This is a genomic window from Streptomyces sp. NPDC043952 (assembly GCF_056435325.1).
Map to the genome: position 1 here is coordinate 8,712 of NZ_JBWKES010000043.1, position 19,434 is coordinate 28,145.

Here is a 19,434-nt window from a genome sequence, read left to right on the forward strand (position 1 = left end):
TACCCCCCCCCCCCCCCCCCCCCCCCCCCCCCCCCCCCCCCCCCCCCCCCCCCACCCTCCCCCCCCCCCCCCCCCCCCCCCCCCCCCCCCCCCGGGCCCCGACCCTCAGGTCGGGGCCTTCCGCTACCAGGGCCAGTTCAGCGCGATCTCGTAGATCACGCGGGCCAGGACCCCCAGCCAGCGGGCGACCCGTTCGGGCCGGTCCCGCTTGCTGCAGCACGGGCAGTGCCCCTCCGACTCGACAAGCTCAGTCATCGGGCCTATCACCCCATTCCTCTGGAGGCTGCGGATTTCGCAGCTCCCTGGAGGCCACGACGTCGTGGACCCCCCGGGGAAGTCCACGCGTATGCGCAGGCCCTGGGGTAAGAGGTGAGCTGACTTTACCGGAGCGCGACGGATCTCGTTTCCCGGCAACTCGTGCACCAGCAGGGGGAGTTATGGCACTCAGTGCCATGCTGAGCGGTCGCTCGACCGCTGGATCCGAAGCTCAAGTGATGCTCAAACCCCTTACCTGCCCAAGTCTGTGACGGAGCGTCTGATACGGCGTGCCAGGTCCCCGCGTCGGCGTGCTGAAGCTCACACACGAACCACACGCCACGAGTGAACTCGTGCCGCTCTGAGGGCCCGGCACGACCTGAACAAGACCAAAGTGGCCGCCCAGCGGTCTGTCCGCCCGGCGGAACGCGGAGCCCGATCCACGCCCGTACATCACCGTCCACCGCGCTCCGGCGGCTTGCGTCGTCCTTCCGGAGAACCGGTGGACCGGCCCACTCGGCAGCCTGGAAGCGGCCGCGGCGCTGACGTTTGCGAGAGGGGGCGGCCGGCGCCGACACGGACGAAGCGGCGCACCAGCACGGTCGTACGTCGTCTGAACCACTCGGGCTCGGCACGGCGAACGGCATGACGATGACCGGCACGGCATGGCCGCCCCGGCCGCCGGAAGCAACGTCCGATGTTCAGTTCGACGGCAGGCTCGCCACCACAGCGCCTGAACTCGTCGGACACGTCCAGGCCGTGAGGCTCCGTGCGCCGTGCGCGGACCACGCCAAGCCGTACGCCAACCATGTCTTCATGATCGAGTACATGGACTACACGGAGCACACCGAGTACGAGGACAGCGGCTTCAGTCGCGTCTGCTCGGACTTCGGACGGAAACTGGTATCTTCCAGCGCGCCCTTGACGTCTCGGTGCTCCGGGAACTGCGCCTTCCGCCCCCCACGCCGCCCTCCCCTCAGAGCGCCCGCCGGCCCACCGGACCACACCGGCCCACCGGACCCGCACGGTCACCGGCCCGGCGCCCCCCGGCGGTCACAGCCCGGAGGTCACCGGCGGCCCCCGGCGGTCACAGCCCCGGCGGGCACACGCGCCGGGCCTTGCCCCCCTTGACCACCGCGTCGACACACCCGCCGGGCAGGCCCTCGTACGTCGCGGTGGAGAAGTTCGCGGTCACGGTCAGCGCGCCGTCACCGAAGGTCGTCCGCTGCACCAGGCTGTCCGGCGTCACCCGGCGGAAGCCGGTCATCGGCAGGGTGGCCGCGGCCTTGTGCAACGGCTCGAAGTACCTCTGCAACGCCGCGATCTGCTTGCCGTGCGCGTCCAGTTCGGACTGGTCGAGCACCAGGTTGAGCGGCACGTTGTACAGCATCGCCAGCAGCGCGCGGGTGCGGCTCTGGTTTGGCAGCTTCGACCAGGACAGCTCCCAGCGCTCGGTGCTGATCACCGAGTCGTGCAGCACCGTCTGGTACAGCGGCACCCGGTACCTCGGGTCGTACATCGCCTTGGCGAGGTCGTCCGGCAGGTGGACGGGCTTGAAGTAGACCGCGGGCGCGCCGGCCGGGGCGTAGCCGCCCCAGTTCGCCCGGTCCCGCTCCAGCGCCCACAGCCCGTCGGTGACGGGCGTGCCCGAACCGTGGCTGAAGGCCACCACCTTGTTCGCCCAGGAACCGGCGCTCTCCGAGCCGAGAACCAGCTTCCGGTCGCCGGACAGCCAGGCCATGCGCTCCAGCCGGTTCCGCCGGTCCTGCGCTCGGGTCATCGGGTGCGCGGGGGACCGGTCGGTGAACAGCTCACCGGCCGCGTCGACGTCGAGGAAGTAGCTGTCGGCGCCGCCTGCAGTCATCTCCCGCACCCGGTCGGCGAGATAGTGCTCCGACGGCTCGGCCCGCCTGAGCGCCTCGGAGCTGACGTAGCAGCCGCGCCCGCCGAAACCGGTGACCGGCTTGCCGTCCGCGCCCCGCACACAGGCGTCCGGCCACACCGGGGACGGCCACTTCGACACCGGGGTGTCGGCCGACTCCGGGTCCTGGGCATTGGCCCAGGAGTCGTACGGCCCCACGAGGTACCCGGAGCGTTCGGCGAGCGCGACGGCCCCCGCGTCCATGGGGGAGCCGTCGGCGTCGTAGCCGTGCCACATCCGGTCGATGCCGAGCTTTCGCAGCCGCCGTACGCCCTCGGCGGTGCGGGCCTGCCCCCAGGTGTAGGCGTGGAAGGCGCCCACCAGCTTGCCCACCGCGGGGTTCGCGGCGATCTTCGCGCGCAGGGTGGTGATGCCGCCGTGGCCGAGCAGCCAGGCACGGTAGTCGCGGGCGGCGGCCACCGGCGAGCCGTCGGTGAGCGCGAAAGTGATCTTGTAGTTCCGGGTGCCCTCCCGCGCCGGGAACGCGTGCCGCGCCTCGGCGCGCAGACGGCCGCCGGTGGAGACGAACTCCAGCGTGCTGTCGATGTCGGACTCGGCGATATAACTCGAACCGTGCCCGCCCGCGAGGCTGGTGCCCCAGAACGGCATGGTCAGTCCGTCGGAGACGCCCACCTCGCTGCCGGCCAGCCCGGCCTTCGGCGAGTTCCACCACCGGTCGGCGACCGGCACCGACAGGCCCTCGCCGCGCGGTAGCTGCATCTCCCGGACGGCCGCGTCGCCGCCGGTCACCGGCCAGTTCAACGTGGTCTCCCGGTCGGAGCGCACCGACACCGCCAGGCGTCCCTCGCGGGCGGCCGCCGTCACGGTGAAGCCCGCCGACGGATAGCGCCACGTGGCCTCGCCGCCGCGCACCGACACCTTCCCGGCGGGGCCCAGGCCGCCCGCGGCGGGCGCCGAGAGCTGCCAGCCGCGGCCGTCGTCGGCCTGTGCGCGCACGGCCAGGGACGCCGTGTCCACCGTCGCGTGTCCACCCGCGACGGGCACGGTCACCCGGCCCCCGTGCACCTCGACGCGCTGCCGGTCACCGCCGCCGTCACCGAACGCGGTGGCCGTGCCCACCACGCCGAGCACCGCGAGGGCGCCGCTCAGCGCGACGACCTTCTTCCTGGTCTTCCTGATCTTCCTCGCCTTCATGACCGTCACGGTGGTGGTCCGGGATAAGAGACTTGTGAGAGGCCGCCCGGCGCGGCGAAGTCCGGTATCCGCAGCCGGAACAGCGCGCCGCCGCCGGGCGCGTTCCCCGCGCTGAGGTCGGCGTGGTGCGCGCGGGCGATCTGGCGCGCCATGGCCAGCCCCAGCCCGGAACCGGGCAGGGCACGGGCCGTACGGGCCCGGTAGAAGCGGTCGAAGACGTACGGCAGGTCCTCGGCGGCGATACCGGGCCCGTGATCGCGGATCTCCAGGACCGCGCCCCGCTCCGCACGGGCCAGGGTGACCTCGACGGGACGGCCGGGCGGACTGAACTTGGCCGCGTTGTCGAGCAGGCTCGACAGCAACCGGGACAGCCGCGCCGGTACGCCCGCCACCGTCCCGCTCTGCGCGTCCTGAGCGATCCGCAGCCGGAAGGGTACGTCCGGCCAGTGGTCGCGGGCCGCGTCGACCGCGTGGGCGACGACCGACGCCAGCCGGACGTCCTCCACCAGCGGGTCCGGCTCCTCCTCGCGGGCCAGTTCGATCAGGTCGTCGACGAGGACGGTGACCTCGCGCAGCTGACGGCCGACCGCGCCGGCCGCCCGCTCGCGCTGCGCCCCGGTCAGCCGGTCGGAGCGGACCAGCAGATCGGCGTTGGCGCGCAGCGCGGTGAGCGGGGTGCGCAGTTCGTGGGAGGCGTCGGCGACCAGCCGGCGCTGGGCGGTCACCGACTTCTCCAGCTCCCCGAGCATGGTGTTGAAGGCGGCGGCGAGCCGGGTCAGCTCGTCGCCGTCCGCCCGCGCCGGGGGCAGCTCGATGCGGTGGCGGGCGTCGCGGGTGGCGGCGATGCGCTCCGCGGTCGCGGTCAGCCGGGCCACGGGGGCGAGGCCCGTCCGGGAGACCCAGAAGCCGAGTCCCCCGGCCAGCACCACACCGGCCGCGCCGACGGCGCCGAGCAGCCCGGCGGCCTGCCGCACCCCCTGCCCGACGGTGTCGGCGCGCACCGCGACCTGGAGGGCCCGGCCCGACCCCTGCGGGGTGGTCAGCATCCGGGCGCGGTGACCGGCGAGGCGGAGTTCGCTGTAGTACGGGCCGCGCGTACCGGCCGCCACCTGGCGGGTGGCGCCGGTCACCGGCAGCAGATAGGGCTCCGCCGGATCGTCCCCGGCACGGGCCGGCACCAGCTGGGCGCAGGCCGGGGCGGCGAGATACCGGCACTCCCCCTGGACGACGCCCGGCGGCTCCCGCCGGTACTGCTGGGCGGCCAGCCGCGCGGACTGGGTCAGGTGCAGATCCAGCTGGTGCAGCAGCTGATGCCGGATCACCAGGAACGCGGCGGCGCAGACCCCCACCACGACGGCCGCGACGGCGGCCGAGGCCGCGAGGGTCAGCCGCGTGCGCAGCCGGCGCCGCGGCCACCCGCCCGCCCCGCCACCCCGGCGCCACGGCCGCCGGCCCGTCCCTCCGTCCCGGCGCCACGGCCGCCGGCCCGTCCTACCGTCCCGGCGCCACGGCCGCCGGCCCGTCCCTCCGCCCCGGAGCCACGGCCACCCGCCTGCCCCACCTCCCCGGCGCCACCGCGGGCCCCTCACGGCAGGTCCAGCCGGTAGCCGACGCCGTGCACGGTGTGCACCAGCCGCGGCTCGCCCCCGGCCTCCAGCTTGCGCCGCAGATAACCGACGTACACGGCGAGCGAGTTGGACTCCGGCCCGAAGTCGCGGCCCCACACGCGCTCCAGGATCACGCTCCTCGGCAGCACCTGTCCGGGATGATGTAGCAGCAGCTCCAGCAAGGAGAACTCGGTACGGCTGAACTCGACGGTCCGTGCGCCACGCCGCCCGGAGCGGGTGACCGGATCGACGACGAGATCGGCGAAGGACAGCTCCGCCCCGGCCGCGGGCCCGGCGGCACCGGAGCGGCGCAGCAGGGCCCGCACGCGTGCCACCGGCCGCGGGCGGACCGACCGTGATCCATCACCCGTCCGGCAGGCGCTGCGCTCACACGTAGACGGTGTAGAACTGCTCCGTCATCGTACGGGTGACATTCGGATGGCTCTGCTCGATCTCGCGGTACCTCCTCAACGCCCGGACGTACGGGCCCCGTTCGCCCTCGGGGATGTCGTCGAACGGGTTCTCGGGGGCGTAGAACGTCAGGGTCCCGTCGTCGCTGGAGAACGACTGGTCGAGATGGTTGCGCTGCGGGTCGATCGTACGGATGAGGTGCAGCACCTCCTCGGAGAGGTTCCGCTGCTCGTCCACCTGGGCGGCCAGCTCCGGGCTCATGGTGAAGTTCCACGTCATGTCCCGGTAGTCGACGAAGACCTCGGCCGCCGGCAGGTAGAGGGGGTAACCCTCGGGGGTGTACGTGCGGGCCTCGGCGGCATAGAAGATCCGGGTCCCGGCCGACCGCTGGTACTGGGCCTGTCCCCACTCGACATACGCGTCGTCGTACCACAGGCACCGGAACTTCCCCTGCGTCAGGCCGTCCCACACGAGGTCCTTCATGGCGTAGTTGGGGTCGTCGGGCTCGAACCCGCCCAGGTCGTCCATGTACCCCCACCAGTTGTCGAAGGCGATGCGGTGCCTTCCGGCCGTCGAGTTCTCGGCGTCGTACTGGAAGCGCTCGTGTGTCAGGCCCATGTTCTGCTGCATGCCCCACGCCGACCTGACCCCGGCGACGATGCGCGCGATCTGCTCGGGAGTGCCGAGCTGCCGGTAGTTCTTCGGGTCGTGCTCCAGGATGTCGATGTACTTCAGCGGGTACATGGGCCCCTTGAGAACGTCCGACGCGATGCCCAGAACGTCATCGGCCACGCCCATCACACCGGCCGCGCCCGCCGCGGCGCCCTGCACGGCGGGCAGGAATCCCGCGTCGTCCGCGATGCCCGCACGCACGTCCTCCAGCTTCCCGGCCGCGTACTTGCCGCGCTTGAACTGGGTGTTCGCCTTCCTGACCTTGTCGGGGACCGTGTGGTTCTGCGCGATGCCCTTCCTCAGCTCCTCCTCGACCGCGTCGAGATTCCCGGCCAGCTTCTCCTTCGCCTTCGTGGACTTGTACTTCTTCACCCCGTGCTTGGTCGCCTGTTTCAGGACGAACCCGGCGCCGGTGATCGGAAGCCCCGCGATGAACGACCCCGGTACCGCCACGCTGACGACGAGGCCGACGTACTTCATCATGCTGGTCAGCTGACTCACCGTCGTGCTGAGGACGATCAGCATGTCGGACTCGCTGGAGAAGTGCTGGGAGAAGTCCTTGACGATGTTCTTCTCGGCGATCTTGACCGCCCACTTGCGCACGGCTTCGCCGGCTTCGACGGTCAGGCCGACGATGACGTCGAACTTGTCGGTGCACTCCTTCGCGGCCACCTGGAGCTCGTGGAACGAGCCATCCGTCGCGGCCGCGAACACCCTGTCCACCTTGTGCAGGTAATCCGTCGCATAGACGCCGAAACCGGCGATCCGCTCGCGGATCTCGCCGTCCTGCTTCACCGCGAGCCGGTGCCCGGAGAAGGTCGGGTCGCCCTCGGTCGCCTTGGCCAGAGAGGACCACTGGTCCAGGGCTCGGGGAACGACGCGCTGCACCGTCATGAGCATTTTCGCGGCGACCTCGCGGTGCGCCTTCACGAATTCCTCGCGCCCGACCGCCTGGTAAATGATCTCCTGGCCGACGCTCGCCGGAGCCTCGGCGGCGAACCCGACGAGGTTCCGCACGATGGGCAGGAAGGACCTGAACCGGTCTTCCAGGGCCGCCTGGTTCGCCAGGAAGGCGCGGGCCTCGGACTGTTTGTCCGCGGGGAACGCGGCTATCGCCTTCTCCCCGCCCTTCGCCAGCTTCGCCACCATGCTCGGACTGTCCTTGGCGCAGCGCTCGATGAAGGCGTACTTGGCGACCTCCTCACCGCCACCGAGGTACGTGAGGTACTGCGAGAAAAGCCGCGAGAAGATCCGGTTCTGCGGAGCTTGCAGGTTCTTGAGCTTGCTGGGGACCTTCTTCACACCCTGCAACGCGACGAAGTCGAACTCGGGGTCCTTCAAGAAGGGGAAATCCGCGGCGGTGAAGCGCGTCATGGCCTGTGGTCTCCGGTCCTGCTCTGGCCGGCCTACTCACGTGATCCGCCGGCGAGTTGTCTGTCCGGCGCGGGCTGATGGCCCCTCACCGATCCGATGTGCCGCAGCACGATGGGCGGCCCGTGGACGAGTGTGCGCAACCGGCACCCGCCCGAAGGGGGATTTCCGGGCAGCGCGGAATTCCGGAGTCGGTGCACGATGGCGTGCCCCATCGATCACCTCGCCACCCCTCGACGCGCTGCCACCACGGGCTGCCGCCACCCGCGTACGACAGCGAAAAAGGTACGAGGTCAGCGGGAACCTTCGGCCGGGTGCCGGACACATACAGGTCATGGAAGTGAACGACGCCGGTCCCACCGTATCCGCCGGAGGGATATCCGACCGGGAGCTGTGGGCGCGGGCGGTCGACGGCGACCGGGAAGCGTTCGGCCGGATCTTCGACCGTCATGCCAAGACCGTCTACAACCACCTGTTCCGGCGGACGGCCGACTGGTCGGAGGCCGAGGATCTCACCTCGGCGGTGTTCCTTCATGCCTGGCGCCGGCGGTCGGAGATCGTGCTGGACCGCGATTCCGCCCTGCCGTGGCTGCTGGGCATCGCGGAACGCCTGCTGTCGAACACCAGGCGGCGGCTGCGACGGGCCGAGGCGTTGCTGCGGCGGCTCGTCTCACATGACGAGCCGGTGGGCGACCACGCGGACCGCGTCGCCGGCCAGGTCGACGACGAGCGCCGGATGTCGCAGCTCCACCGGGCGCTGACCCGGCTCCCGCGCCACGAACGCGAGGTCGTCGAGCTGTGCATGTGGTCAGGCCTGGATCAGCAGGCGGCCGCGGCGGCGCTGGGGGTGGCGGTGGGAACCGTGAAGTCCCGACTGCACCGCGCACGGCGCAGGTTGGGGGCCGACCTCGCCGACGGACCAGGCGCGTCGTCCAGTTCGAAGAATCCCGTCTCCGCGGAGGAGGTCGCACGATGAACGACACCCAAGGGATTTTGGCGCCTCCCCCCGATCGTGACCTGCCGGATCACCGGCGGACCCGAGAGGACCTACTGATGAAGATCTATCCCGAGGACAAGCAGAATTCGCTGGCGCGCAGGTGGGGGCTGCCGCTGAGTATCGCCGCCGGTGTAGCGGCGGTGAGCATCGCGGCTGTCACCGCCTTCGGCGGGGAGAGGGCCGCTGAGCCCGTCCAGGCCGGCAGCGGTGTAGGCCCGACGAGCGCCGCCGCGTCACCGAGCCCGAGCGGGGGTTCGGGCTCGTCGCCGTCCTCGGCCCCTTCGACCTCTGCTTCCCCCGCGTTCACCCTCACCAGCGCGACGACGACCCCGATCAAGGCGGGGTCCGTCGCCAGGATCCTGGCGACCTGCCTGGGATCGGATGCCGCGAGATTCCACCCGGTGATCGCCGTCCGTACCCCTGCCGCCGCCAAGGACTGGGACGGCGCGGTCATCGCCGTCGACCCGGCCGGGCAGTACGTGCAATGCCAGACCAAGGGCGAGCGGGGCAGCAGCCAGGACGTCCCACCGACGTTCATCAACAACCGCCTGTGGGGCACCGGCCACGTCGTGGAGTACTTCGACTCCATCGGCCAGCGGACCGGCCAAGGGCGGTACCTCTCACTCGGTGCCGGACATTACACACCCGGCGTCGCCAAGATCACCGTCAGCTACGGAGAGAACCCGAAGCAGTACCCGGCGCTCATGGCAGGCGGCGCGTTCTTCTACTCGGCGGCCTTCTCCACCGGGTCGCTCGCCCCCAAAACCGTCGCTGCGATGTCGACCCCGTACATCCATGCCTACAACGCGGCCGGCAAGGAGATCTACAACCAGAAAAAGGACCCGCAGTTCACCGGCACCTCCGAGTAACCCCGCCCTGCGACTTGCGCGCGATCCAGGGCGTGACGCCTTGCCCGCGTAACCATCGGCGCACGTGCTCGTCGTCGTACCCCTTGCCGCAGACGGATGGTCAGGTGCCGGCGCATGCGTCGATGACGGCGCACACGAGGCGGATGCCGCTCAGGCAGGTGGCGATGCCGCCATCACCGTGCATGGGGGGGGCGCGTCCTGCAACCACTGCCGCCACAGGCCGCCCTCCGGAGGAGGCGGCTCGTCCGGTCGCCGTGCAGGAAGGAGTCGGCGTACACCAGGGCGCCCATGGCCGTCGGCGTCCCGTGCGGTGCCGAAACTCGCCAGCGCCAGGCAGTAGGCCCCACCCGCGCAGCAGACCTCGCTCTCCAGCAGCAGCGCCCCCAGATGCTCGCGGAAGTGGTCACGGCGGGAGATGGCGGCGAGCCACGCCGCCGTGCGCCGCTCTCGCCAGCTGCCTTCGAAGGGGATGCTGAGCACGTTGTCGGAAACCGAGGCGCCTGGCTGCAGCCGGCACCTCGCCCCACCTCGCCTCACCTGCAGCGTGGAGCACGGACGCCGGCACATCAGCCAGACGACTGGACCCCGTGGCTGGTCAGGAACGCTGCCAGGTGTTCATCGCTCCACACGAGGCCCCTTGCGTCGAGGGATGTCTCGTTGTAGCTGGCGAGGGCTTCGTCCGGGTTGCCCTGCAGAATCGACTTTCGCATCATCAGACGCAGTATCGTGGGCTCCGTAACGGCGTCGATCACCAGGCCGTCGTGCCCGAGCCAATTCATCATGGTGAGATCCGCACGGGGAATCCAGTGCTTGTTCAAGTAATCTTCGAGGTTTGTGCCGGCGCTGAAGTTCCCGCCGCTCTCCACGTAGATACGAAGAAATGGGAGCCATTCCGCGTAGGTCGGATCCGCATCTTTTGCGAACTTTAGGTACGGGTCATCCTCCCCCCTCCCCATCAGTATGCGAGCGATATCCGATGAGACCCCCTCGTAGAAGTTCTCACCTGCCGCTCGCTCTGCCCTGTATATCGGCACGATACTGGTGACGATGGAACTCATCAGCCAATCGCACAACAGATCCTCGTAGATCGACCGGAAATTTTCCCTGAGCTGAGTCAGTCGGTGCAGCAATAGTTCGGCGTTGTCGAACTGGTCGGTGTGCTGCCACAGATCCCGCAGATACCACCAGTACTTCACTTCATCGGCGGCCAGCATGAAAAATGCCTGCTGATCCTCGGGCAGTGCATCGAATTCCCTTCCGAATTCTCCGTCGTACTGCCGCCCCGCCCTCCGCTCCTTCTCGAGCAGGTCGCACAGCCTGTTGGTGTCCAGGAAGGTCTGCGAGGTGCGTATGTCGTCAACCGTAGCCCCGCCGCCGTAGTCGACCTGAGCCCTCTCATCCGAAGTCCGGCACGCGACGATGTCGATGTCCGACGTGCTGTCATATACATCGAGTACACCTTCGCATTCATGACGTCCCTGCATGCAGTTGGCGTTGTCCGGGGAGTTGCACAGCTGTATCCCGTCGGGCAGCCATTCCACTTCGCCACACAGGTCGAAGCTATCTGCATGGTCTCTGATCAGCTTCCTGACCTGCTTGGACTGACTGCTGTCGAACCGGCTGAACTCCATGTTCCTCACCGTCGGGCCGGTTGCGACAGTCTGTATGTCCTGACCCTCGGCAGCCCTGACAGCCATCCTGACACCCCTGGCCATGTGCAGACTCTTCCCAGGGGAACAGTAGAACCTGACCGTCATCCCGGCAGGGAGCACGACATCACTGCCGACGGCCTCGCCGTGTCCCAGTACATAACGCCTTGGCATTCTGTCGACCAACCTTTCCCGAAGGGCATGTCGACCTTATTGTGACGCGGAATTAACCGCGAAAATAGGCTGATGGGGCAGCTGTCGGGGCAATCCCCCGTGACGTCACGGGAATGGTGACGCCCCTCGACCCGCGCGAGATGACGCGGGCACAGCCGCGCGAGGGCGGGGTCCGCGAGTGAGATGTGGTCGGCCGCGATGATCCCGGCCGGGGGAGGAGGCCGGCGTCTTCGGCGGCGGTGATCGTCAGCCGTCCGACGGCGGTGATCAGATGATCGGCGAGGCGGCTGAGCACAGGGGTTCTCCGGTTCGCGGCTGCCGGCCGCCTCGCGTCCCGGTCCCGCATGCCCGCGCTTCCGCCCGCACGCGGGCCCTGGAGGCGGAGAGGGCAGGATTCGAACCTGCGTGGGCCCCGAAGGGCCCGACCTCGAGACGGACTCGGCGGTCCCCGATCAACCACTCCGGGCACCTCTCCCTGCTCCCGGCCCCGGTGGTCCCCGGTGCCGTTCACAGGAAGAAGACTGGCAGGAACCGCTGACGCGCCGCTGACACGGACGCGCCGCCGCGCGGGCGGCGCGTCAGCGTCGTACGGACGCGCCGCCCTCGCCCTCGGCTATGCCGCGCGCAGGTCGATGACCGTGCGCAGCTTCCCGCTGGTCGCGGTGCGCTCGAACGCCTCCCTCGGCACCGTCTCCACGGTGAGGGCCAGCAGGCCCTCCGTCTCGGCGGAGGCCAGCTCCGGCACCTCCGCCGCCAGAGCGCGGTGCGCGGCCCGGGGGTCGTCGGCGTACTGCTCGTCCAGGCGGATCGTCAGCTCCTCCCGGTCGGCGCCGGAGCGGACCACGAGCTGCACCTCGCCGTGGTAGGCGAGCCGCTCCTGCGCCGCGGCGACGACGCGCCGGTAGTTGAGGAAGTACGTGCCGACGCGCACGACGTCGCCGTAGCGGCCGAGCAGTTCCAGCCGGGGTACATGGCTGCCGCAGGCGCACGGGCCCTCGATGGCGCGCCCCAGGTCGCCGATCTCGTAGCGTTCCAGCCGCTGGCCCGCGCGTGCCCGGGTCGTGAACACCAGCCGTCCGGGCTCGCCGGGTACCACCGGCCGGTCGCCCTCCGGGTCGAGGATCTCAAGGGTGTGCAGGTCGGTCAGCACGTGGTGGACCGAGCCGTCGGAGGAGGCGCACTGGTAGCCCAGCGGCCCGAGGTCGGTGCTGCCGTACGCGGCGGACCGGATCACCTCGACGCCGAACTCCTCCATGAGGACGCGGCGTTGCTCACCGGTGAAGTGCTCACCCCCGTAGAACACCGTGCGGATGCCGCCGTACGCGCGCAGCCGGTCGGCCTCGGCGTGGAACAGCTGCCACAGGTAGGACGGCATGCCGAACACGGTGTCCGCCCGGTGGGCGACCAGTGCCTCGGCGACCGTGGCGTGGTCGGGTCCGGCGGCCATCGGCAGCTGGGTCGCGTTCAGCCGCTCCAGGATGGAGAAAAAGCTGATGAAACTCCCGTACATCCCGCCGCAGTAGAACAGGTTGGCCGCGCGGTCCCGCGCCGGGTCGAAGCCGGCGGCGAGCAGCCCGTCGGCCGCGGCCCGCATCTGGTTGTCGTAGTCGTCGACGGTGAACACCGACAGCGCGGGCGCGCCCGTGGAACCGCCACTGCGGAAGTACAGGTGGGCGTGGCGCGCGTCCAGTTCGGCCAGCGCGCGCTGCACGCCCTCCTTGCCGAGCAGCGGCGCGTCCGGGACCGGGGGCAGGACCGGGGCGGACACCAGGTCGTCCAGGCACGCCACCGGCCCGAACTCCGCGTCCGCCGCCCGCACGCTCACCCGGCGGCTGTAGCGCTGGAGCGCGTACACGCCGTCGTGCGGCTCGCCTTCGTAGCCGTCCAGCATGGAGCCGACCGGGGTGATCCGGGTGACGCCGGCGGCGAACAGGGCGCGGGACAGCGCGGCCACGTCCGTCCGGCCGCCGCCGACGGCCGCGGTCTGGAGGTAGCGGCGCATGGGCCGCAGGGTCCCGGTGATCCGGTGCCGGGGCAGCGGCTTGACCCAGACGCTGCGGTGCAGCGGAGAGGCCGCGAGCGCGGAGCGGGTGTCCGCCAGCACCCGCCAGGAGCCGTCCTCACCCGTGAACACCCGAGTGAGACCCAAGTGCTCTTCGAGCCGGGCGAGTTGCTGCACGGTGGTGATCTCCGCCAGCTCGGCCGGGCCGGGGCGGGGCGCGGGGCGCGCGCCGGAGACCTTCGCGAGCCGCTCGGCGAACCGGCCGGCGAACGCGAAGACCTCCTCGGTGTCCTCGGTGTCGAGATAGACCACCTGCGGGCTGGAGCAGGCCTGCTGCTCGATGCGGCAGACGTCCTCGGCCAGCGCGTCCAGCAGGCCGTCCTCGGCCGCCGCCGCCCGGGTCAGGTAGGCGAAGGAGATCCGGTGCCCCCAGGCGACGACGCGGCAGCCGGGCGGCGCCAGTTCACGCACCGCGCCCTCCGCCTCCTCACCGCCCCAGACCGCGATGGCGTCGGCCTGCCCGCACAGGGTCTCCAGCCAGTCGCGGCGCGAGGAGGGGAAGCGCAGGGCGATCACTCGCTCGGCGATCAGTCCGCTCGGGTCGGCCGCCGCGAGCGCGGCCAGCAGGTCGAGGGCGAGCGCCGTGTCCGAGCCGCTCGTCTTCAGGACGTTGACGTTCCCGGCGAGCAGACCCTCCACGACGCTCAGCGGGGCGACCGCGGCCGCGTTGCCGGGTGCGATGTGCACCAGGAGCCCCACCGGCGCCCAGGACTCGAACACCGTTTCGCGGCCGTCCGGCCGGGTCAGGCGCTCCGGACGCAGACCGCCCAGTTCCCGGCGCAGCTTGCGTTCCAGTGCCTGCCGGGTGAGCGCGCCCGCCAGTTCGGCCAGGGTGGATCCGGCTTCCGCGGCGGGCAGGTGGGCCGCCAGCCGGGCGTGGAGGGCGGAGCCGGGGCCGGCCAGGTCCGCGCCGACCGCCGCGCAGGCGCCGAGCACGACGTCGGTGGGCAGCGGGCGCTCCAGGACGCGGGCGGCCGTCTCCGGCAGATTGGCCATCCGCCGTCCTGCCTCGGCGTCGTCGACGAACTCGCCCTGCCAGAGGTGGAGTACGGGTGCGGAAGCGGTCACGACATTCCCTTCATCATTTCGGCGGCGGCGACCGCGCAACTGCGGTTGCGGCTCACCCCGGCGCGGCCGAGCACGGTGAACCAGTCGGTGGACAGCGGGCAGGGGCACTCCTCGCCCGGGTGCAGCGAGGCGAGGTCGCCCATGACGACGCTCTGCGCCGGTACGGAGGTGATGTACGGGCTGACCAGGTGCAGGAAGCCGGGTTCGCCGTACGGCAGCGGGCGCAGCGTCCCCGGGTCGCGGACCGCGGCGCGCGACCACACGGGAACGTGCAGCCGGTGGTGCGCGCACTCGACGTACGGCACGCAGTGCTCGACGGAGCCGAAGGTGTCGCGGACGGACTCGGCCGGGATGCCGAGGCGTTCGGTGACCGCGGCGCGGAACTCGTCCTTGCCGATCTGCCGGTCGGTGTGGCCCTTCCAGCCGCCGCCGAGCACCACCAGCGACCCTTCGGGCAGCCGCAGCGGGGCCATGCCCATGGCCTTCATCCGCTCCAGGGTGAAGTACAGGAAAGCCGGGAAGCCGAGGATGCGGACCGGCGCGTCCTCGTCGGCGTAGCGCTGAAGCGCGGCGATACAGCCGTGCACGTCGAACTCGTGGCCGGAGCCGGTGTGCCGCAGCGCGTGGGTGGTGTGCCGGGCCGGGGCGAAGTCGCACAGGTAGTTGTCGGTGAACGACGTGCCCAGTTTCAGCGACGGCGCGGGCTCGTAGCTGTACAGCAGGTAGTTGACCGGCCGGTCGGGGATGATCCAGCCGTAGTGGTCGAAGATCCGGGCCACCATGCGCTGGGCCGAGCGGATCGTCCACCGGTCGAAGAACATCTGGGACTTCTGCCCGGTGGTGCCCGAGGAGGTCAGGTGCAGGAACACCTCGTCGCGGGGGACGGAGAGCACCTCGTGGCGCTTGAAGAACGCGGCCGGCACCAGCGGGGTGCGCACTCCGTCGCCGACGGTCGGCGCCGGGATCTCGGGCTGCTCCTGGAGCAGGGCGGCGAAGAACGGGGACCGTGCGGCGTGCCAGGCGTTGGTCTCGGCCATGGCGGCGGCGAACAGCCCGTCGGCCTCGGCGCCGGTCGCGTACGGGTCCGCCAGGTCGCACAGGCGCTGCACCTGGCCGAGTGCCGCCGGGTCGGGGACCTCGACGGGAGCGAGATGGGGGTTCATCGGGACACCTCGTGAAGGGGCAGATAGGTGGAGGCCCAGGCGCTCAGATAGGCGCCGAGGTAGGGCTGGAGCAGCGGGCTCACGGCCGTCGTACGGAAGTCGATCTGCCGGCTGGTGCGGGAGAGCACCACGTAGTCGTGCAGCCGGTCGCCGACGCGCCGCATCGCCGGGTAGACCGCGCTCGGTACGAACCCGGAGGCCAGGAAGATCTCCAGGGCCTCGGTGTCGGCCAGCGGCAGCAGGGTCTCGGCGTAGTCGGCACCGGCGCGGGTGACCGTGGTCATCAGCGCCTCCAGGGCGCCGGTCAGCGCCGCGGGGCGCGGGTGGACCGCCACGAGCGCGCAGCTGCCCGCCACCGGGTCGAGGTCGGCGTACGCCTCGAAGCCGCCGTCGGCCGCGACCAGCAGCGCGTTGGGGGTGTGCAGGGGGAAGAAGCGGTCGGCGGCGCGGGGGAACCGTTCGAGGAAGCGGCGGCGGACGAAGGCCGGGGCGGAGATCAGCTCGATCGGCTCGGCCCCGAAGGCCCGGCGGGGCACGCTGTCGAGGGCGACGGGCCGTGCCGTGCCGGCGCAGTCGATGCCGATGCCCGCGGACGCGGCGGCCAGCAGTCCCGTGAGGCGCTCGGGCACGCGGTCCACGGGGGCCCGCCGTTCCAGCACGCCGTCGGCGTAGCGGGCGAAGAGCGCGAGGCTTTCGCAGCCGTCGACCTCGACGGCGTTGGGCAGCAGGCCGAGGGGCCGGAAGCCGTTGCGTACGACGACGTGCTGCGGGCCCTCGGTGACGACGCGGACGGTGGCGTAGAGCGAGTCGGGCACACCGGTGGCCAGGGCAGCCTCGCACACCGCGCCGGTCAGCCGGGAGGCCAGTCCGCCGCCGCGGTGCGCGGGGTGCACGGCGAGCCCGAGGAGCTTGCCGACGCGGCTGCCCGCGTCCGTCTGCACGACGGCGGAGCCGACGAGGTCCCCACGGGGCGTACGGGCGGTGAGCCAGTGGGCGGAGCCGTCCGTGATCATCCGGCGCATCACGGCCGGGTCGCTGCCGAGCGGCACCGGGTAGCCGTGCCCGTACACGTCGAAGTACAACTGCCGCAGTTCGGCGATGTCCTGGACCGCCGCCGGGGCGAGGAGGACGGTCATGACGTCTCCCCCGCCGGGATGGGGTGCGCGGCCGTCGCCGCGACGCCGGCGCAGGTGCGCGGCGCGTCGGGCCGCGCGCGTCCGCCGAGCCACCACAGCGCGAGCGCGACCGGGACCAGTCCGGCGCCCTGGACGAGGCAGAGCGCTCGCGCGCCCAGGTGGTCGCCGAGCGTGCCGAAGACGAGGGAGGACAGCGGGAAGGTGGCTCCGAGGAGGGCCTGCATGACCGCGAAGAAGCCGGGTTTGTCGGCCGCGGGCACCAGGCGCTGGAACAGGGCCACGAAGCGGACGCCGATCACGCCGACGCACCACCCGGCGACGGCCAGCGCGCCGATCGCCGTCGCGTGCCCGGCCCACAGGCCCGGCAGCCCGAGCGCCACGGCCATCACGGCCAGGCAGGCGCTGCCGACGGCGACCGGCCGGCCGGGTACGCGCGCCCCGGTGAAGGAGCCGACGAGGGTGCCCGCGCCGAGCGCGGCCTCCAGGGTGGCGACGGTCGACCCGGTGGAGTGCAGCACCCCGCGGGTGTACAGCGGCATGACGACGTAGACGGCGGTGGTGAACAGGTTCGCGGCGGCGAAGCAGAGCAGCACACGGCGGATGACCGGGAGCCCGGCCAGGATCCGGCGTAGCGTCCGGCGCGCGGGTGGCCTGCCGTGTTCTCCCTCTCCCGCTATGGAGCCGTCCGGCGCGTCCTGTTGGTCCTGTGGATCCTGCGGCGCGTCGGACGTGCCGGTCGCCTGGCGGAAACGGGCCGAGGCGACCAGCAGGGCGGCGAGCAGATAGGCGGTGCCGCAGACGGCCACGACCGCCGGGAGACCGCCCGCGTCGACCAGGAGCGGCCCGAGCAGTCCGCCACCGAGTCCGGCCAGCGACTGGGTGGACAGTTCGAAGCCGGTGGCGGCCTCGATGTCGGTGTCCTCGACCAGTTCGGGCACCGATGTCGTCAGGCACGGGTCGAACACCGCCTGGCAGGCGGCCAGGGCCAGGCCCACCGCGTACACCGCGGCCATGGGCAGCTCACTGGCGTACGCCCAGAGTGCCACCGGTACGGCGACGGAGCCCGCCACGGCCGCGGCGACGGCCAGCACCGTGCGGTGCGCGTGGCGCGCGACGACACGGGCGACCACGGGGGCGAGCGCGACCGCGGGGAGGGTGCTCACCATCAGGAAGAGGCCCGACTCCAGACCGCGCCGCTCGCCCCCGGCGAAGCCGACGAGCCACCAGACCGCGCCCACCTGGAACATCCGGCCCGCTGCCTGGGTGAGGAGCTGAGCGGTCCACACCCGGCCGAAGGAGGGATTGCGCAGCACCAGCGGCAGGCGCCGGCCGCGCGGGGCGGCCGCGCTCATGAGTGCGGCCGTTCGTCGACGACCCGTACCAGTTTCCCGGAACGGGAGTTGACGGCGAGATCCTGGTGCCGTGCCCACTCGACGGTGAGCGGGTTCACGTGTCCGGCGTCCGCCGCGCCGGTGTAGGCCGGCCGCTGGGCGAGGACGGCCGCGGCCACGGCGGCGCCCAACGCGCCGTGCCGGTCGGCGGGTTCGCCGGTGGCGAGGCGCAGTACGAGGCCGTCGCGGCCGTCCTGGCGGCGTATCACGAGCTGGAGCCCGGTGATCTCGCCCGCCGTGTCGACGCCGCGTACGACGTCGTGCACGTCCTCGGTGTAGAGGGAGACGGGGCCGACCCGTACGCCCTCCTCGGCGCGGCCGAGAATGCGGAAGACGCCCGCGTCCCGGTCCACCCACTCCGCGCGGTCGCCCGCCGGATAGCGCAGTACCGGCATCAGCCGGCGGCGCAGATCCGTGACGACCAGGCGTCCCGCGACGCCGGTGTCCTCGACGGGCACGTCCTCGTCGTCGAGGATCTCCACGGCCGTGTGCGGGACGAACGCGCGGTGCACCCGCGGGTCGCCGCCGGGCACGGCCTCGCCGAGGAGGCCCGCGTCGACGCTCGCATAGCCCAGTGAGCGGGCCTCGGCGTTCGGGAACGCCTTGCCGAGCAGCGGGAGTTGGTCGCCGAAGAGGCACTCCCCGCCGAAGAAGAGGAGCTCGACGTCGGGCAGGGCCCGGCCGGCCGCGGTGAGGCGTTCGGCGAGCGCGCAGAGGGTGGTCGGGGTGCCGGCGACGACCTCGACGCGGAACTCCTCCAAGGTGGCCGCGGTGGATTCCCAGGGTGTCGCGCCGCCCAGGGGAAGCCGTACGTTGGCCACCGGGGAGCGGTGCAGTGAATCCAGGATGAAGGTGAAACTCGCGTACAGGTCTCCGGCGTAGAACAGATCGGCCACTCGATGGCCCGGCCGAAGACCGGCGTTGACAAGTCCGGCACCAAAAGCGGAGGTGAATTCCCGCCATTCCGCGCGTGTGTAGCAGGAGAACTTCGGGGATCCTGTGGTTCCGCCGCTGCGAAAGACGACCGCTTCCTCCAGCGGAGCTGTCAGCAGTGTGTTCTCGCGGGGTGAGTTGGCCCGCCAGAATTCCGCCTGGGGCACGACCGGTAGGTCCGTGAGCTGGGTGACCTGGTCGGGAAGGTGCGAGTAAAGCTGTTGGTAGAACGGTGAGTTGAGGCGCGCGAAGCGTACCAGCTCCGCCAATGATTGAACGGGCATCAATTCCTGCTCGAAGAGGAGTACCCGTCGGCGACCCTGGGCACGACGGGGGTACGGAGGATTCGGTCCACCCCGGAGGTCGGGCCGGAGGACCGTTTCATCAACCGCTGCCACTCAGCGTATCTCACCATTCGGAACGGGTTTGCATCAACGGGCCTTTCAGGCAATGGGCTTGGCCCGGAGGCGACGAATTCACGCCTCCTCCGGTTCCCGGCGGAGCGGAGACGGTGGTCACATGTCGCCCCGATTCCATAAGGAATGGTTGGCCGTACCAAAAGGACCCTTTGTGCGCGGGCCGGAGACCGGCGGACGGCAC

The 19,434-nt window shown here is 71.3% G+C and carries 13 protein-coding genes and 2 pseudogenes; 2 read left to right on the forward strand and 13 right to left on the reverse strand.

Going from position 1 to position 19,434, the window contains the following annotated elements:
* Positions 1 to 123: 123 nt before the first annotated feature.
* The 5 genes and pseudogenes from AC069R_RS30485 to AC069R_RS30505 form a co-directional block, all read right to left on the reverse strand.
* Positions 124 to 255, reverse strand: coding sequence for a hypothetical protein (locus AC069R_RS30485; RefSeq protein WP_478769959.1), 132 nt, complete (start codon positions 253 to 255; stop codon positions 124 to 126).
* A gap of 1,087 nt (positions 256 to 1,342) precedes the next feature.
* On the reverse strand, positions 1,343 to 3,331 hold the full coding sequence (locus AC069R_RS30490) for a glycoside hydrolase (RefSeq protein ID WP_478769960.1): 1,989 nt from the start codon (positions 3,329 to 3,331) through the stop codon (positions 1,343 to 1,345).
* A gap of 5 nt (positions 3,332 to 3,336) precedes the next feature.
* A complete protein-coding gene (locus AC069R_RS30495) occupies positions 3,337 to 4,731 on the reverse strand; it encodes a HAMP domain-containing sensor histidine kinase (RefSeq protein WP_478769999.1) in 1,395 nt (464 codons plus the stop codon).
* Positions 4,732 to 4,916: 185 nt separating this feature from the next.
* Positions 4,917 to 5,273 (reverse strand): annotated as a pseudogene (locus tag AC069R_RS30500) (winged helix-turn-helix domain-containing protein); the annotation flags it as partial.
* Positions 5,274 to 5,325: 52 nt separating this feature from the next.
* Positions 5,326 to 7,395, reverse strand: a complete 2,070-nt coding sequence (locus AC069R_RS30505; RefSeq protein ID WP_478769961.1) for a hypothetical protein — start codon at positions 7,393 to 7,395, stop codon at positions 5,326 to 5,328.
* A gap of 331 nt (positions 7,396 to 7,726) precedes the next feature.
* On the opposite strand from AC069R_RS30505, the gene AC069R_RS30510 reads away from it, so the two are divergent.
* Entirely contained in the window at positions 7,727 to 8,368 is a 642-nt protein-coding gene (locus AC069R_RS30510; RefSeq protein ID WP_478769962.1) for an RNA polymerase sigma factor, read from the forward strand.
* 77 nt (positions 8,369 to 8,445) lie between these two features.
* Positions 8,446 to 9,258, forward strand: coding sequence for a hypothetical protein (locus AC069R_RS30515; RefSeq protein ID WP_478769963.1), 813 nt, complete (start codon positions 8,446 to 8,448; stop codon positions 9,256 to 9,258).
* A gap of 150 nt (positions 9,259 to 9,408) precedes the next feature.
* Here AC069R_RS30515 and AC069R_RS30520 read toward each other — a convergent pair whose 3' ends face one another.
* The 8 genes and pseudogenes from AC069R_RS30520 to AC069R_RS30555 all read right to left on the reverse strand — a co-directional run bounded on the left by AC069R_RS30520 (position 9,409) and on the right by AC069R_RS30555 (position 18,797).
* Positions 9,409 to 9,825 (reverse strand): DUF6000 family protein, encoded by a 417-nt coding sequence (locus tag AC069R_RS30520; RefSeq protein ID WP_478769964.1) that lies wholly within the window; start codon positions 9,823 to 9,825, stop codon positions 9,409 to 9,411.
* Complete coding sequence (locus AC069R_RS30525; RefSeq protein WP_478769965.1) at positions 9,825 to 11,081, reverse strand: putative adhesin; 1,257 nt, start codon at positions 11,079 to 11,081, stop codon at positions 9,825 to 9,827. Before AC069R_RS30525 ends, AC069R_RS30520 begins: the two co-directional genes overlap by 1 nt.
* Positions 11,082 to 11,461: 380 nt before the next feature.
* Positions 11,462 to 11,556: pseudogene (locus tag AC069R_RS30530) on the reverse strand.
* A 138-nt stretch (positions 11,557 to 11,694) separates the two neighbouring features.
* Entirely contained in the window at positions 11,695 to 14,211 is a 2,517-nt protein-coding gene (locus AC069R_RS30535) for an acyl-CoA reductase (RefSeq protein WP_478769966.1), read from the reverse strand.
* Positions 14,208 to 15,374, reverse strand: a complete 1,167-nt coding sequence (locus tag AC069R_RS30540; RefSeq protein ID WP_478769967.1) for a LuxE/PaaK family acyltransferase — start codon at positions 15,372 to 15,374, stop codon at positions 14,208 to 14,210. Before AC069R_RS30540 ends, AC069R_RS30535 begins: the two co-directional genes overlap by 4 nt.
* Positions 15,371 to 16,510, reverse strand: a complete 1,140-nt coding sequence (locus AC069R_RS30545) for a GNAT family N-acetyltransferase (RefSeq protein WP_478769968.1) — start codon at positions 16,508 to 16,510, stop codon at positions 15,371 to 15,373. The genes AC069R_RS30540 and AC069R_RS30545 overlap by 4 nt, the downstream gene beginning before the upstream one ends.
* Entirely contained in the window at positions 16,507 to 17,862 is a 1,356-nt protein-coding gene (locus AC069R_RS30550) for an MFS transporter (protein WP_478769969.1), read from the reverse strand. Before AC069R_RS30550 ends, AC069R_RS30545 begins: the two co-directional genes overlap by 4 nt.
* Complete coding sequence (locus AC069R_RS30555; RefSeq protein ID WP_478769970.1) at positions 17,859 to 18,797, reverse strand: phenylacetate--CoA ligase family protein; 939 nt, start codon at positions 18,795 to 18,797, stop codon at positions 17,859 to 17,861. The genes AC069R_RS30550 and AC069R_RS30555 overlap by 4 nt, the downstream gene beginning before the upstream one ends.
* Positions 18,798 to 19,434 lie beyond the last annotated feature (637 nt).